The organism is Cognatiyoonia koreensis, assembly GCF_900109295.1.
Taxonomy (GTDB): Bacteria; Pseudomonadota; Alphaproteobacteria; order Rhodobacterales; family Rhodobacteraceae; genus Cognatiyoonia; species Cognatiyoonia koreensis.
On the sequence record NZ_FOIZ01000001.1, the window covers coordinates 1,008,675 to 1,024,224 of the forward strand.

A 15,550-nucleotide genomic window follows, 5' to 3' on the forward strand; every position below is an offset into this window, starting at 1 on the left:
ATGAAAGGTCAGTTCTGTGGCACTGAGACTTGTTGGCGGGTGTTGAGGACAAGCAGACCAATCACCACGATTGCCCCGATGATGTTTGCGCTGAGAAGCTGTGGCCAGAGACAGGCCAATCCGGCTCCGCCTGCAACAAGGCGCAATGGGATGTTCAATGGTGCCTCCATGCAGCCTTGCAGCGCGGCGGCAAGCGCATAGATTCCGATGACGCCAAATGCAAAAACGGTCAGCATCGCGGGCCAATTTCCTGATAGTAAAGGCGTATAGGCAAACAGGACCGGAACGATGTAGAGCCCCTTGGCCAGCTTCCAGCTTTGTATCCCTGTCGCCATGGCAGGGGCTTTGGCGATGGCCGCCGCGGTAAACGCTGCAAGTGCAACGGGCGGCGTGACGTTGCTGTCCTGAGACAACCAGAAGATAATCATATGCGCGGACAAGAGTGCGGCTGTTGCAGCTTCGGTCGGCACGGTCATGTCCCGCAAAGGTGCAGCGACTTCCAGCGGCAAATTCCCGACGATGCCCACAGCGTCTGCCCGTGGGATCGGACCACCAAGAAGACTCATCGTTTCAGGGGCTCCAAGCATCAGCACCGCTTTGGCGCTTTCGCTCAATGTGCCTGCAACAAGCGCGTCAACGACAATGCGGTCAGAAATCATCCCGGCCAATGCCGGTGCCGAGAGCGTTGCCAAAACAATATAGGCAGCCGTGACGGGCAAGCCCATGCCAAGGATCAGACTAGCCAATGCAATCAGAATGATCGCGACGAGGATATTGCCGCCTGACCAGCCCGCGATCATCAAGCTGAAAGTGTTACCGATACCTGCAGTGGCGATGACGTTGACAATCAGGCCGACGGCGCACAGCAGCACAGCCGTCATGATCATCCCCTTGGTCCCCAGCGCGAGCGCTTCGTAGACGGCCCTTGGTCCCATCGGGTTTTGGGTGAGCCAGCTGGACACCACAACTGCGATAATGCCGTATACCGCCGCGTATGTGGGCGTGAAACCGGACACCAACATGCCGATTAGCAGACCAATCGGGATCACAAAACTGGCCCCGCCTTTGCGGAACGCAGCACCCAGCGTCGTGCCGTCTGAGGGCAAGGGCGCAAGGTTCTTTCGTTTCGCTTCGATGCGCACGAAAAACGCAACTGACAAAAAATACAGGAGCGCGGGCAGGGCGGCGACTGCTACGATTTTTTCGTAAGGGATGAGCGTTATGCTTGCCATGACAAACGCACCGGCACCCATGATCGGTGGCATAAGTTGACCACCCGTAGAAGCTGCTGCTTCGACCCCGCCCGCGAATTTTGCGTCGAAGTTCGCCTTTTTCATCAGCGGGATCGTGATGACGCCAGTCGATGCCGTGTTCGCGACTGCCGATCCTGAGATCGTACCGGTCAGACCGGATGAAATCACCGCCACGATGCCCGGTCCTCCAACCATCTTGCCTGCGACGGCGCGGGCCAGATCAATGACAAAATCTCCTGCCCCGGACCGGATCAGGAATGCCCCGAATATGATGAACAAAATGACGTAAGTTGATGAAATCCTAGCGATTGTACCAAATATCGCGTCATCGCCATAGATCGAGCGGAAGGTTACCGTTTCCCATGTCAAACCAGGGAAGGTAAAGACCCCACCAAGGTATTGCCCCCACCATCCGACATAAGTCAGGGCGATGATGATCAGCGTTGGAATGATGTAGCCGGTCAACCGGCGCGTCAATTCAATGGCTCCAATTATGACGATGACTGCTGCAACCCAGTCGAGCGAATTGAATTTGACGCCGCGGTCGTAGATCGCATTTTCAGCCATTGTCAGGTAGATAGCGCTGACCGCAACCGCGATGCCGAATGCCAAATCAAAAACAAGCAGCGCTGTGGAACGACCGGACCGCATACCGAACATCGGATAAAGCGCCGCTGCCAAGAAGGCGAAAGCCGCGTAGTGGAACGCGTTTCGCTCGAGTTCGGAAATTACGGGATCAATGGCGACGTAGAGGTGCCCGACGGCCACCAGCACACAAAACAATGTGAGTGCGTGATTCCAGATCCCGGTGACCTGACGGGTGGGTTCGTCTGACATCGCTGCCCCCTTTGCAAAGTTGGCCCGGCGCTTGTGGTCGGGCCAGTTTGTCTTATTCGGCGATCAAGCGCGCGGGGATTTCGATCCCGACTTCCTCATAGTAGCGCTGTGCACCGGGATGCAGGGGCAAGGGCAAACCAGCGATCGCAGCCTCTATTGCCATCGCTTTGGTTGCAGGATGGATTGCCTGCAGGAATGGCAGGTTCTCGTACATCGTCTTGGTGATCAGATAGACGTTTTCTTCGGACACGTCCTTATGCGTCGCCAGGAAATTCGGCTGGGCAATCGTATTCACGTCTTCGGCCTGCCCGGGATACGTCCCGGCAGGGATCAGGTAGGGTGTCCAGAGCTCACGCCCAGCATCTGCCGCGGCAGCCTGTTCCGGTGTGAAATTCAAGAGCTTCACGCTATCGCCGGCAGCCGCAAAGAGTTGGCTGATAGCACCGGTCGGAACGCCTGACGGTGCGCCGAGGCCTTTGACCTGACCATTCTGCAGAGCTTCTGCAGATGGGCCATAGCCACCGTAGACCAATTCGTAATCGGTCTCGATATCACCAAGCCCGAGACCTTCGAGCAAGGCGGCGTTGGAGCCGATCGTGCCGGAGTTCTGGCTGCCAAGCGCCATCGCCTCACCTTTGAGTGCGACCATGTCGTCCATTGTGCCTGTCGTCGCAGCATCGGCTGCGATTACGAATTGTTCCACGTTTTGCCACAGCATGGAAACCGAGCGCAGTTCTTCTTGCGGCCCTACCTCTTCCAACGGGCCGGTGCCAGTCGCTGCGTAGTAGCCATAGAGTCCCTGCATGATTCCGAATTGTGCTTCGCCTTCGCGGATCAGACGGACGTTTTCCCCTGATCCTGCAGAGGAGATCGCGGACATCGCAATCCCTTCGCCGGGTTGAAGTTTGACAGCCACCAGCGTGGCAATGGCAACACCAACAGGATAATACGTCCCGCCAGTCGATGCTGTTGCGAGAATATAGTTGGCTTCTTCCGCTTGAACGGGTGCGGCAACGGCCGTGCAAAGTGCGACTGCAGTGAAAAAGTGCTTCATTTTGATTATCCTCCCTGATTGATTCAAAACACTATGACACAGTTGCCCCAAGGGAAAAGCCTATTCGACATCGCATTTTTTCAAATGTTATGATGGCGCTAACGGATAAAAGGGATGTGGATATGCCGCTGGCGAAATTTGGTGTCAAAACAGATAATTGCTTCATCGGCGGTCGCTGGGTGCCGCCCTTGTCTGGTCAGACACTTACCTTAATCGATCCCTCAGACGGAACAGACCTGTGCGAGATTTCGCACGGAATGGCGGCGGATGTTGATGCAGCTGTGTCAGCCGCCACACAAGCCTTTGATGGCGGGTGGGGGCGCATGATAGCCGCAGAACGGGGTCGCATACTGTCAGCGATAGGCCGTGCTGTTCTTCAGCGCGTCGGTGATCTTGCAGAACTCGAAGCGCGCGACGTCGGCAAACCAGTGTCACAAGCGCGGGCGGACGTTCATGCGCTTGCCCGCTATATGGAATTCTACGGGGGTGCAGCAGACAAGCTGCATGGTCAGACAATCCCTTATCTGGACGGCTACACCGTCTATACCTTGCGTGAACCCCATGGTGTCACTGGACACATTATTCCATGGAATTACCCCATGCAGATCATTGGGCGCTCTGTCGGAGCGGCGTTAGCGATGGGAAATGCATGTGTTTTGAAACCAGCAGAGGAAGCCTGCCTGACAGCACTTGCATTTGCGCAGATCGCGCATGAAGCGGGACTACCAGATGGTGCGCTGAATGTCGTGCCCGGTCGCGGGGCAGAGGCGGGTGCGGCACTCGCTTCGCACTCTGGCGTCCAACACGTGTCCTTCACCGGATCGGTGGGGGTCGGCAAGAGCATTCAGCAGGCAGCAGGCGCGAACGTCGTTCCGGTGACGCTCGAATTGGGCGGCAAATCCCCACAGGTTGTATTTGACGACGCCGATCTGGAAGATGCGTTGCCGTTTCTTGTGAATGCGGGCATCCAGAACGCAGGTCAAACCTGTTCCGCCTCATCCCGCATTCTCGTGCAACGAGGTATCTATGATGAAGTGGTTTCGGCGATGTCAGAACGGTACGGAGCCTTGCGTGTTGGTCCGGCGATGGACGATTTGGATGTGGGACCGTTAATTTCCAAACGCCAGAAAGAGATTGTGGAACGATATCTGTCCAAAGGTTCCGATCTGAAAGTCGCGGGTCGTGGGACAATCATAAAGGACGCGCCAGCTGGTGGTGCCTATGTGACACCGACGTTATTCATGGATGTGCCGCCCGACCATGTGCTTGCGCAGGAAGAAATCTTTGGTCCCGTTCAAGTCATCATTCCGTTCGACGACGAGGCGGACGCGCTCGATATCGCGAATGGAACGGATTTCGGCTTAGTCGCTTCGGTCTGGACGCGCGATGGTGCGCGACAGTTGCGCATGGCCAAAGCGCTGCGGGCAGGGCAGGTGTTCGTCAACAACTACGGGGCAGGTGGCGGCGTCGAATTGCCGTTCGGCGGCACAGGCCTGTCAGGCCACGGGCGCGAAAAAGGGTTCGAAGCGCTCTACGGTTTTTCAACCCTCAAAACCGTGGCAGTGCGGCATGGTTAGCCGCCATAGGCCACGGATGGGAGCCACGTCACAAGCCATGGGAATTCAAACACGATGAACAAACCCATCAACTGCAGCAGCACGAAGGGGATCACGCCCTTGTAGATATCCACGATCGTGACACCCGGCGGGCAGACCCCCCTGAGATAGAATAGGGCGAAGCCAACCGGCGGCGTCAGGAATGACGTCTGCAATGTCACAGCGACCAGGATCGCAAACCAGACTACCGACGGATCACGCACCTGATCGAAGCCAGGAATATCGAGGTTCATCGCAAGAACGATCGGCAGCATCAGCGGCATGATGATGATTGTGATTTCGATCCAGTCCAGCAGAAATCCAAGCAGGAAAACTATGAAGAGGATGAAAATCACCGTCATGTAAGGATCATCGAACGCGGAGCGCACCATAAGCTGCACGATCTCGTCTCCGCCATAGCGGCGCAACACCAGCGCAAAAAAGTTCGCGGCGAGGAATATCCCGACGATGTAACCGGCAGTGTTCAAGGTAGAGCGGGACACTTCGCGTAAGACGATGTAATTCAGCTTGCGATTGAAGAGCGCGAGTAATGTGGCCCCAAGCGCGCCAAGCCCGGATGCTTCGGTCGGTGTTGCAATTCCGGCAAAGATGGACCCGAGCACCAAGAGTATCAGAAACATCGGCGGGATGACCGCCAGAAGGACCTCTTTTACGACGGGCCAGCCCACTTCGTCTGTCTTTGCCGGGGCAGGCATGGATTTGGGGCTGACCAGACCAAAGACGACGATAAAGATGATATAGAGCACGCCTAACAGCAGCCCGGGAAACAGTGCGCCCATGAACAGATCACCGAGGCTGATCGCCAACTGGTCCGACATGATTACCAGCATGATTGAGGGCGGTATCAAAATGCCGAGCGTGCCGGCCGAGGCAATCGTCCCTGTCGCAATTGGCTTGGAGTAATTCTGATCAATCATCGCAGGCAGTGCCATCACGCCAAGCAGGGTCACAGATGCCCCGATCACGCCGGTCGATGCGGCAAGGATGATACCGATCAGCAGAACCGTCAGGGACAGGCCGCCCCTCAGGCCGCCAAACAGCTTTTGCATCGCATACATCATCCGCTGAGCGACACCGGATTGATCCAGCATAAGCCCCATAAAGATAAACATGGGCAGGGCGACAAGGACGGGGTTATTGACCGTTGAGGCAAAGATACGACTGGCAAGGGCCTGAAGGCGGTTATAATCCGCACCAACCCGGTCGAATTCCATGAAGGTTTCCAGGAACCGGCGATGCGGATCTAGAAAGATCTCGCTGATCATGACGAAAACCAGACTGACACCCACAAGCGCCATTGCCACGGGGATGCCACGGAACAGCATCCAGATAAACGTCAGGAACATTGCCAAGACGGCAAATTCATTCACGGTCAGGTACGACCCAATCCATTCAAACATCTAGCTTAGCCCTCATGCCGCTTGTTGCGGTCCAAAATGCGGGCAAGCCCGAGGATGATCAGCGTAAGAACAACGCCGATCAATACCGTGTATTTGATATCGTATTTCCAGAATTCGAAATCATCGAAGAACCAGTGCCGGCTGATGTCGCGGGACGTGGCCTCCGGTGCCGCTGTCAGTGTCAGAAAACCCAATGCGAGATAAAATACGGCTATATTGACCGCCAACATCGTGGCGGGCAACGACCACAGAATGAACCGCGATAGTGTAGGGCGTGACAATCTTGTGATCAGGCGGATCAACGCAGATACACATGCAACGGCGATCAGCAGGAAACTGATGTTCATGAATATCTTGAGTATCCAAAGGTTATGCAGGCCATTCGGACTTGAAGACCCTTCGTCGGCGAATACGGACGTCAGGGCATAGGGTAGGGACACATCCCAGGCCAGTATAATAAACGGCAGGAACAGCCAGCCAATGGCGATCAGGGAAATCCGGGTCTGTTTTTCACGGCTGAAATTATCATAGAGGACATCCACACGGACATGGCTGTCGGTGGTCACCGCATAAGCCACACCGATCAGAACGGCGATGCCGTAAATCCACCACTGCAAGTCATCGAGCCAGGCCTGATTATTCCCGGCATTGCGCAGCACGACTTGCGTGCAAATCGCGATCATGAGGGCAGGAAAGAGCCAGGCCCCGATGTTCCCGATAAAGACGATAAAGCGGTCACCCTTGTTATGCTCAGCGCGATTGACCTCACCGGGATCGGTGATGGCAATAACCTCTTCAGTGGTCTTCATGAGACGCCCCTTCGCCGCTGCGATCTAAACGCAAATACGTCGGGGCGACGCATGACGCCCCGACGCTGATCAGACACTCTGCTTAGTTGCGCGGACGCGGCAGATAGATGTTCCGATTCCAGATGTCATAGCCTTCGCGGTATTCTTGCAAGTCAGCCCAAACTTCCGCGAAATATGGGTCTTCTGCCGCCAGTTCTGCTGCCACCTCGTTCCAGGTGGACTCGAACAGGTCAAGCATCTCGGCATCCCATTGCTTGATGATCACACCATTATTTTCGGTGTTATCTACCATCGCCTCATAGTTCGTGGCTTCACCTTCGGCATAGTTGTCGGTGATGTTGGCCATACAAGCGACTTCGATCTGCTTTTGCGACCGTTCGTCGAGGTCATCCCAGCGGTCCTTGTTCACCAGCAGTTCGAACATCGTGGCAGGCTGGTGCCAGCCAGGGAAGTAGTTGTACTTGGCGATGTTGTGGAACCCCAGTCGCGCATCAATCCGCGGCATAGAGAATTCGGTCGCATCGATCGCGCCACGCTCGAGTGCGGGGAAGATGTCACCACCCGCCAGAAGCGATGTGGACACACCAAGACGCTGCATGACTTCGGCACCCAGACCGAAGAAGCGCATGTTCAGCCCCTCAAGATCTTCAATTCCGTTGATTTCGTTCTTGAACCAACCAGAAGTTTCCGGCGCGATGATCCCGCATGGGATGACATGGACGTTGTAGCCCGCTTCATCATACATGCGCTGAAACAGTGTCAGACCGTCGTCATAGAACATCCAGCCAAGGAATTCGCCTGCTTCCGGGCCAAATGGCACGGCCGCGAACAGTGAAGCCGAAGTGATTTTACCCTGCCAGTATCCTGACGTTGTATAGGCCGCATCAACAGAACCGTTGGATACAGCGTCCAATGCCTCGAGCGTCGCAACCAGTTCGCCTGGATCAAAGTGCTCGAATTCGACGCTTTCGGAGATTCCGTTGATCTTTTCGGTAAAGGCCACACCGGCTGTCCCAAGGATCGGGAGGTTTTTCCCGAATGCGGATGTCATTTCAAAAGTTTCTTGCGCGTTGGCGGCTCCGGCCACTGTGAGTGTGACTGCCAGGCTGCTAGCGAGTACGCGATGTTTCATAGATGTCCTCCCAAAGTTTTCCCGTCGAGCGGGCTCGCAATTGAATGCTGTGCAAAATAAGCACCGATTTTAGGTGATTAGGCAAGGACTGTGGGTCCAAAATTGTCAGAAAAATCATGCCAAAGCACAGGCTAAACGCATACGTTATTGTATGCGTTGAGTAAAATTAAAACTAATTCAGTTGTTTGAAGGGACTATTTAATCTCATAGTAATTGGTATGGTTTTTTTACCAGATAGGCATATTGGACGGCGTCGTTAGCGCTGACATGATGCTCGTGCGCGTACCTGCCCGTTTCCAAAAGGTATCCAACGCACGCCATTTCGCCGGACTGTTCGACAGAAACCAACAGTCTTTCGCACTGTCATCTGATCGTCAAACTCCGAACACACCGCTGCCGCAGTTCATGGCGAAAACCCTGCATGGGGTGGGGCGTAGCAAGTATGGTGCGGATCCTGACATGCCCAATCTGATCGATGATGCAACGCAGGTTGCCAACTACAGACGTCAGTATAGCAATGAAATTGCGCAGACAGGAGATGCTGTCGTTGACGATCTGATCAATGGCCTTTTGATGGACTACGTTTATACCGACGGGACTGTCCTGACGTACTCATTCGAGTTGCCCCAAACCTACCGCAACGACCCGGATTGGTCTGAGTTGTCTGCGGAAGCTGAGGCGCGGCATCTGGAGGTTTTTGCATACGTGACCTCTTTGACCGGTGTGCAGTTCGAAGAGGTTGATCCCGATGTGCAGACTGCAAATCTATATTTTGGCAATGAAGTCGGAACGGCGACCGCATATGCATCCTGGAGTTCTTCGGGTGTCATGCACGTTTATAACCCAGATCGTGCCCTGGGCCCGCCAGGATCGTATGCCGATCATCTGATTATTCACGAGTTGGGTCATGGCCTTGGGCTTGCGCACGGGCATGACGAAGGTGCATTGCCTGAAGCGTATCGCGGGCAATCATGGTCCGTCATGTCATATCTTGAACATCCGGACGCCGATGATTTGTTTTTCAGCAGCAATCACGGGCCAGAGACATTTATGCTGGCCGACGTGGCGACGCTGCAATACCAATTTGGTGCGAACTTTCAAAGCAACGCGGGCGACACTGTCTACACGGTTGATTTCGCAACCGGCGAATTCTTCATCGATGGCGAAGGGCAGGGTGCCCCGCGCAATAACAAGATTCTGCGCACACTGTGGGATGGAAACGGGGTCGATGAGATTGATCTGTCAAATGCCGATCGCGGCGTGAACATCGATCTGGCACCGGGCGCATTCATAAGCCTTGGTGACGGCATGCACGCGTCCCAAGGTCGCGACGCGGACGGAAATCGACTCTACGCAGAGGGCAACATCGCAAACGCATTTCTTTACAGAGGAGACCTGCGATCCATCCTTGAGAACGCGCAAGGTGGCCGGTTCAACGATACGCTTTCGGGCAATCAGGTCGCAAATCGGCTAACCGGAAATAACGGTAACGACACGGTCTTTGGCCTTGAGGGCAGGGACATTCTATTTGGCGGCAACGGCGATGATCGTATCTTCGGCGGTGCGCATGATGACAGTCTCTATGATGGTGCAGGCCGCGACAGCCTTTATGGCGGTGACGGTAACGACTATTTGCGTGCGTCCGTCGGGCCAGATCTGTTTGATGGCGGTGCTGGGACCGACTTCCTGTCGTACTATGACAGCTCTGTTGGCATTACTGTTGATCTGAACGTCAACACGGGGATCGCTGGTGATGCTTACAATGACAAGATCAGCAACATTGAAGGGCTCGGCGGATCAGGTGTCGCAGCAGATACGATCACCGGTAACGACGGTAACAATATCCTGCGCAGTTACGGTGGCGATGACCGGGTACGGGATGGAGCTGGTTCGGACATCGTGACGCTGGGATCCGGAAATGACATCCTTTGGGCCGGTGCCGGCGCTGATAGCTACAATGGCGGATCAGGACGGGACATGATCAGCTATCACGCAAGCGAAGAGGCAGTTGACGTTGATCTGCTGCGCAACACGACTTTTGGTGGGCTGGCTGCCGATGATACAATCAAAGGCTTTGAGAGCGTGTCCGGATCGAATGGCGGTGATGACAAGTTGGCCGGGACCAAGGGTGCAAATAAATTGCGCGGCAATGGCGGTGATGATCGGCTGTTCGGGCGTTCAGGTGACGACACGCTCGAAGGTGGTTCGGGGCGCGACTATCTTGATGGCGGTGTCGGTGACGACATCTTGAATGGGGGCAGCGGCCGCGACACGTTTCACTTTGACGTCGGCGATGGTCAGGACGTGATCGCCGATTTTCAAAACAACGCAGATACGATCGAGATCGACAATATCCGGTTTGCACGGGGCACTGACGTGTTCGATTATGCGATACAGGATGGCCGTGATGTACGTTTCGACTTTGATGACGGAAGCGTACTTGTCATTGAGGACAGCCTGATTGGTCATTTGCGCAACGATCTGGATATTGTGTAGCCAGATGGGTGGGGTGAATACCTCAGATATAAATTGCGTATAATCAGTATTATGTAATGTTTTTATGTAAGGCGAATTTACACTTTTAATATTGATATCAATTATTTGCAGTAACTATTTCCTGAAAGCGCCCTGCGACGTTGTTGTTGTCGATTCCAGTAAACAATCCCACCATGGCGCTGTAAGGTTGCGCGACTCTGCGACGTTCAAGGGATACCGCAACATGACTATCAAGACTTTGACATTGGCTGCCGCCCTCGGTGCTTTCGGCGCAGCCTCAGCGACGGCGCAGGACGTGACGATCCGCATCCATCACTTCATGTCAGAGAAAGCATCTTTGCACGCCAACATGCTGGCTGTTTTCGAGGAGAAAGTTGAAACGGCAAGCGATGGCCGCATCGCGATCGAATTGTTCCCGGCGATGTCACTTGGTGGCCGTCCGGGTGATTTGTACGATCAAGCGGCTGATGGTGCCGTTGAGGCGATCCTGACCCTGCCCGGCTATACTGCCGGTCGTTTCAATCAGACCGAAGTTTTTGAACTGCCATTTATTATGGAAGATTCCGTTGCAACTTCGAAGGCGTTCTGGTCGCTGATCGAGAGCGATTTGCAGGATAGCGAATATGATGAAGTTCACGTGCTTTCTGGCTGGGTACATGGCCCCGGGCTGCTTCATTCGGAAGAGCCGATAACAAAGTTGGAAGACCTTGCAGGTATGGAAATGCGCGGTCCGACCCGCGTTGTCACGGAATTGCTTGGCGAGTTGGGCGCAACGCCGGTCGGGATGCCATTGCCTGCAATCCCTGAAAATCTGTCCAAGGGCGTAATTTCTGGAGCCGCGCTCCCATGGGAAATCACACCTTCGATCCGATTGCCTGAACTTGTGACAAACCACACGGAATTTTCAGGTAATACAGCGCTTTATACGGCGACGTTCATCCTTGCAATGAACCAGGATGTCTATGATTCAATGCCAGAAGACCTGCGGTCGATCCTTGATGCAGAAACAGGTGCCGCGATGGCAGAATTTGCTGCTGGCGTGATGCTTGAAGGCGATGTTGTCGGGCGCAAGCAGGCGGAGGCAAACAACATTATCCAACTCGACGAAGCTGAAACCGAACGTTGGATTGCCGCATCGCAACCAGTCTATGATGCGTGGGCGGCCCGCGCGACAGACGAAGGTTTCGATGGTGTTGCTGCGATCGAAAATGCTCGCGCGCTGATTGCTGCAAACAAGTAGACAAAGTCGTCCTGTTCCGGTGGCATTTGCGAAGGCACGGTCATGATGCACGTTTTCACTCGATTGGAACGTTTGATTGACCGTCTTTGCGCCGGTGTCGCCATACTAGGTGGATTAGGGTTGGTTTTTGCGACTGTCGTAACCTGTGTCTCCATATGCGGTAAGCTTGTGCGGCGTGGAATTGATGGGATTTTTGGGGCCTCAAACGCACCTGAAGTACTCGACTGGATCAATCCTATTCTAGGTGAAGAGGAACTTGTGCAATTTGGGGTTGGCTTTGCGCTTTTTGCTGCACTGCCCTATGTCATGTGGCATCGCGGGCACATCAAAGTCGATCTGTTTGAACGCTTTTTCAGCAGTCGTGTGAATCAAGTGCTTGATTTGATTGGCGATATCCTCCTGTTTTTGATTGCGTACCTTTTGATGACCCGCCAATGGTTTCTGATTTTCAAACCGGCGCGTCGGGATGATCCGCTTTGGGGCGAACTATTCGTCACTGGACGTTGGGCTGAGATCTGGGATCGCTTGCGCGATAGTCAGGAGAGCCAGATTATCGGGATCAAGTTGTGGCCGACCTACGTTGTCGCTGAGACATTGACAGTTATCTTCTTCGTCGTGGCGTTGGCCTGTGTATGTCGCGGGTTTGGTAGGCTTGCAGGTAGATCGCCGCGCGATGCTTGAGCCATTCTTGTCAGATTTTCAGCTTGGCCTTCTGTCGTTTCCGGTCCTGCTTGCCCTTTTGTTTGCACGCATTCCACTGGCTGCAGCGATGCTCGTCGTTGGTTTATCGGGGAGCTATCTTGTTAACGGCAACATGTTGATGATGGACAACCAGTTGAAGACCTTTGCATATGGCACGCTGACGAACTATTCCTTGTCGATCATTCCCCTGTTCTTGTTGATGAGCGAGTTCGCCACACGCGGCGGCATGTCGCGTGCGCTCTTCAAGGCTGCAGAAGCCTGGCTTGGTCATCACAGAGGCGGGATTGCGATGGCTGCTGTGGGTGGGTCGGCTGGTTTCGGTGCAATCTGTGGCTCGTCACTGGCGACAGCATCGGCCATGGGAAAAGTTGCGCTACCAGAACTGCGAACTGCGGGATATTCAGGTTCGCTGGCGACCGGTGCTCTGGCGGCCGGCGGTACATTGGGCATTCTGATCCCACCCTCTGTCGTCCTTGTGGTCTATGCGATCCTGGCAGAGGAAAATATCGAGAAGCTATTCACGGCGGCGTTCATTCCCGGGTTTCTTGCGATGGTCGGCTATTTCATCACGATCAGTATATACGCCCGGCTTGTTCCGAGTGCGGGCGGCGCGCTGCCCCGCCAGCCCTACAGTATCCGGTTCAAGGCTCTGCGAGACATCCTTCCTGTTGCTGTGATATTTCTTCTCGTGATTGGTGGTATCTACACAGGAGCATTTTCGCCGACCGCCGCAGCGGCCGTTGGCGTGGCAGGTACAGCTTTCGTTGCGTGGCGATCTGATCAGTTGACGCTGTCGGCCACGACGGAAAGTTTGCTTGCGACCGGCAAAACCTCGGCGATGATCTTTTTCATCATTCTTGCTGCTGGGATCTTCAATGCGTTTCTCTCCTCTGCGTTCGTGCCGCAGACGCTTGCTGCCTATTTCCGCGAAGCTGATCTTAGCCCCTGGACAATTCTTGTCGGGATGCTGTTGCTTTATATTCTTCTTGGCACCGTGATGGACTCACTTGCCATGATTTTTTTGACGGTACCGATTTATGTACCGATCATTACCGGACTTGATTTCGGGATACCGCCTGCAGAGGTCGGTATCTGGTTTGGAATACTTGTATTGATGGCGGCCGAGATAGGGTTGATTACACCGCCTGTTGGCCTGAACCTGTTTGTTATTAACGCAATGGCAAGGGGCGTCACAATTGGTGAGACATATCGCGGTGCCCTGCCCTTCGTCCTGTCCGATCTGGTGCGCATCGCGCTTTTGGTTGCATTTCCGCCAATTACACTTTGGCTCGTCCGCGCATTCTACGGGGTGTAAATCGCGGAAATGATGTGTTCAGGGCACCATCGAGGGTTGCAATTCGCGTTTTCAGCGGTTTTCAATATCCACCTCAATTGGTTAATGATAAAGCGTTTCCATGAGCTGCCACATCCTGATCCTGAATGGCCCAAACCTCAATTTACTGGGGACACGCCAACCTGAAGTCTACGGAACGACGACATTGTCGGATATTCAGGACGCTTGCGAACGACAAGCCAAGGCGTTGGGCGTATCGGTCAGCTTTATGCAGTCCAACCATGAAGGTCAGCTTGTGGATGCAATCCACGCAGCACGTGGCACTCACCACGGGATTATCCTGAATGCCGGTGCTTACACGCACACATCAATTGCGCTGATGGATGCTGTCAGCTCGGTCGGAATACCGACGATCGAACTGCATCTTTCAAATGTGCATGCCCGTGAAGCATTCCGTCATAATTCCTATGTTGCCAAAGTCGCGCTTGGCGTGATCGCGGGTTTTGGTGCTGGTGGCTATCCGTTGGCGCTGTCGGCGATGGTCGGTCATCTTGGATCTCAGTCGTCATGAGCCAGCTTACCGAACGTCTCAATACACTGATCAGCGTTAAGACCGACGACGAACTATGGGACCATCACACGCGCTGGATGGCGGAGTATGGGTTTGATCGATTGATCTATGGATACACGCGCTATCGCACCTCTAGCTCATTGGGTGATCCGCAGGATTGGGTGATTTTGACGAACCACGCGCCCGATTACATGGAAACGTGGATCAACGAAGGTCACCATTTTCATGCGCCGATGGTCCGTTGGGCGCTGGAAAACAACGGTGCATGTAGTTGGCGCTGGATGGGCGAACTTGCCGCTGGCGGGATGTTGACGGAAGGCGAAAAGAAAGTCATCGCGTTCAATCGCGAACGTGATGTTATCGCCGGATATACCGTGAGCTTTCGGTCAGTGTCGGAACGCACGAAAGGTGCTATCGCGCTTACAGCACGTCCTGGCCTGAGCCAAACCGATGTCGAGGCTATGTGGGCCGAGCATGGTGAAGAAATCACAATAATCAACAATGTCATGCACCTGAAACTTCTGACCCTGCCCTATTCGGGTGCGCGATCGCTGACAAAACGTCAGCGCGAGGTGCTGCAATGGGTTGGTGATGGCAAGACTACCCAAGACATTGCTGTCCTGCTTGGTCTGACGGCGGCAACTGTCGAAAAGCATCTGCGTCTTGCACGCGAAGCGCTGGACGTCGAAACGACAGCACAAGCCGTTTTAAAAGCTGCATTCTACAACCAGATGTTTGTGCTTGACGTCTAGACCGCATTCTTCTTCTTGACGCGTTCCAAGGGGAACTTTCAGACATCGGCATCAAAGGTCGGGATTCCCTTACTTTCCTGACGTAAGGTTAATTGGCAATCTGACCCTGTTCCGTGAGTGGTGGCCTTAGGCCTGGGAACAGCGGATCGGAACCCTTGCGATTTCAAGGCAAGCCGGTCCGCGCTATCACCCAAAGGGCTAAGCCCCTTTCTGGTGGTAAAAAGTGAGTGGTACGTGCGCCTGTCCCCATCCCATTGGTCGCGCACGGCTTTTAAGTCGGCATCGCGTTTCTCCCGAACGCGGTGCCGTTCTTATTGCGGTCTATCAAAAGTTCGAGAGCCAAAAAGTTGCCGGCATAAAAAAAGGCCCGTCAGGATACTGACGGGCCGTAAGG

Annotated in this window: 12 protein-coding genes; 7 read left to right on the forward strand and 5 right to left on the reverse strand. The window is 54.4% G+C overall.

Going from position 1 to position 15,550, the window contains the following annotated elements:
* Nucleotides 1–8: 8 nt before the first annotated feature.
* Both BMY44_RS05065 and BMY44_RS05070 read right to left on the reverse strand, forming a co-directional pair.
* Nucleotides 9–2,090: a TRAP transporter permease gene (locus BMY44_RS05065; protein WP_089991032.1), complete on the reverse strand. Its 2,082-nt coding sequence runs from the start codon at nt 2,088–2,090 to the stop codon at nt 9–11.
* A gap of 52 nt (nt 2,091–2,142) precedes the next feature.
* Nucleotides 2,143–3,144 carry a TAXI family TRAP transporter solute-binding subunit gene (locus BMY44_RS05070; RefSeq protein WP_089991034.1) on the reverse strand — a complete coding sequence of 334 codons (1,002 nt, stop codon included), beginning with the start codon at nt 3,142–3,144 and terminating at the stop codon, nt 2,143–2,145.
* Between the two features lie 122 nt (nt 3,145–3,266).
* Here BMY44_RS05070 and BMY44_RS05075 point away from each other — a divergent pair, with 122 nt between their 5' ends.
* The gene (locus BMY44_RS05075; RefSeq protein ID WP_089994572.1) at nt 3,267–4,721 is read left to right on the forward strand and encodes an aldehyde dehydrogenase family protein; all 1,455 of its coding nucleotides are present in this window, start codon (nt 3,267–3,269) and stop codon (nt 4,719–4,721) included.
* On the opposite strand, the gene BMY44_RS05080 is transcribed toward BMY44_RS05075, so the two are convergent.
* The 3 genes from BMY44_RS05080 to BMY44_RS05090 all read right to left on the reverse strand — a co-directional run bounded on the left by BMY44_RS05080 (nt 4,718) and on the right by BMY44_RS05090 (nt 8,101).
* A complete protein-coding gene (locus tag BMY44_RS05080; protein ID WP_089991036.1) occupies nt 4,718–6,160 on the reverse strand; it encodes a TRAP transporter large permease in 1,443 nt (480 codons plus the stop codon). The genes BMY44_RS05075 and BMY44_RS05080 overlap by 4 nt on opposite strands.
* A gap of 5 nt (nt 6,161–6,165) precedes the next feature.
* Nucleotides 6,166–6,969 (reverse strand): TRAP transporter small permease subunit, encoded by an 804-nt coding sequence (locus tag BMY44_RS05085; protein WP_089991041.1) that lies wholly within the window; start codon nt 6,967–6,969, stop codon nt 6,166–6,168.
* 82 nt (nt 6,970–7,051) lie between these two features.
* Nucleotides 7,052–8,101 (reverse strand): TRAP transporter substrate-binding protein, encoded by a 1,050-nt coding sequence (locus BMY44_RS05090; protein ID WP_089991044.1) that lies wholly within the window; start codon nt 8,099–8,101, stop codon nt 7,052–7,054.
* A 267-nt stretch (nt 8,102–8,368) separates the two neighbouring features.
* Between BMY44_RS05090 and BMY44_RS05095 the strand changes: the two genes are divergently transcribed.
* From BMY44_RS05095 to BMY44_RS05120, 6 genes are all read left to right on the forward strand, one after another.
* Nucleotides 8,369–10,597 (forward strand): hypothetical protein, encoded by a 2,229-nt coding sequence (locus tag BMY44_RS05095; RefSeq protein ID WP_089991047.1) that lies wholly within the window; start codon nt 8,369–8,371, stop codon nt 10,595–10,597.
* A 223-nt stretch (nt 10,598–10,820) separates the two neighbouring features.
* The gene (locus BMY44_RS05100) at nt 10,821–11,837 is read left to right on the forward strand and encodes a TRAP transporter substrate-binding protein (RefSeq protein ID WP_089991050.1); all 1,017 of its coding nucleotides are present in this window, start codon (nt 10,821–10,823) and stop codon (nt 11,835–11,837) included.
* Nucleotides 11,838–11,879: 42 nt separating this feature from the next.
* Nucleotides 11,880–12,518 (forward strand): TRAP transporter small permease, encoded by a 639-nt coding sequence (locus BMY44_RS05105; RefSeq protein WP_089991053.1) that lies wholly within the window; start codon nt 11,880–11,882, stop codon nt 12,516–12,518.
* On the forward strand, nt 12,511–13,854 hold the full coding sequence (locus BMY44_RS05110; protein WP_242650487.1) for a TRAP transporter large permease: 1,344 nt from the start codon (nt 12,511–12,513) through the stop codon (nt 13,852–13,854). Before BMY44_RS05105 ends, BMY44_RS05110 begins: the two co-directional genes overlap by 8 nt.
* A 100-nt stretch (nt 13,855–13,954) precedes the next feature.
* On the forward strand, nt 13,955–14,404 hold the full coding sequence (gene aroQ / locus BMY44_RS05115; protein ID WP_089991056.1) for a type II 3-dehydroquinate dehydratase: 450 nt from the start codon (nt 13,955–13,957) through the stop codon (nt 14,402–14,404).
* Entirely contained in the window at nt 14,401–15,156 is a 756-nt protein-coding gene (locus tag BMY44_RS05120) for a LuxR family transcriptional regulator (protein ID WP_089991059.1), read from the forward strand. Before aroQ ends, BMY44_RS05120 begins: the two co-directional genes overlap by 4 nt.
* The last annotated feature ends 394 nt before the right edge of the window (nt 15,157–15,550 follow it).

Bases quoted from the DNA above. Each gene is read 5' to 3' on its own strand.
- BMY44_RS05105 (WP_089991053.1), top strand. From the start codon at position 11,880: ATGATGCACGTTTTCACTCGATTGGAACGTTTGATTGACCGTCTTTGC.
- aroQ (WP_089991056.1), top strand. From the start codon at position 13,955: ATGAGCTGCCACATCCTGATCCTGAATGGCCCAAACCTCAATTTACTG.
- BMY44_RS05100 (WP_089991050.1), top strand. From the start codon at position 10,821: ATGACTATCAAGACTTTGACATTGGCTGCCGCCCTCGGTGCTTTCGGC.
- BMY44_RS05110 (WP_242650487.1), top strand. From the start codon at position 12,511: ATGCTTGAGCCATTCTTGTCAGATTTTCAGCTTGGCCTTCTGTCGTTT.
- BMY44_RS05120 (WP_089991059.1), top strand. From the start codon at position 14,401: ATGAGCCAGCTTACCGAACGTCTCAATACACTGATCAGCGTTAAGACC.
- BMY44_RS05075 (WP_089994572.1), top strand. From the start codon at position 3,267: ATGCCGCTGGCGAAATTTGGTGTCAAAACAGATAATTGCTTCATCGGC.
- BMY44_RS05065 (WP_089991032.1), bottom strand. From the start codon at position 2,090: ATGTCAGACGAACCCACCCGTCAGGTCACCGGGATCTGGAATCACGCA.
- BMY44_RS05090 (WP_089991044.1), bottom strand. From the start codon at position 8,101: ATGAAACATCGCGTACTCGCTAGCAGCCTGGCAGTCACACTCACAGTG.
- BMY44_RS05070 (WP_089991034.1), bottom strand. From the start codon at position 3,144: ATGAAGCACTTTTTCACTGCAGTCGCACTTTGCACGGCCGTTGCCGCA.
- BMY44_RS05095 (WP_089991047.1), top strand. From the start codon at position 8,369: ATGATGCTCGTGCGCGTACCTGCCCGTTTCCAAAAGGTATCCAACGCA.
- BMY44_RS05080 (WP_089991036.1), bottom strand. From the start codon at position 6,160: ATGTTTGAATGGATTGGGTCGTACCTGACCGTGAATGAATTTGCCGTC.
- BMY44_RS05085 (WP_089991041.1), bottom strand. From the start codon at position 6,969: ATGAAGACCACTGAAGAGGTTATTGCCATCACCGATCCCGGTGAGGTC.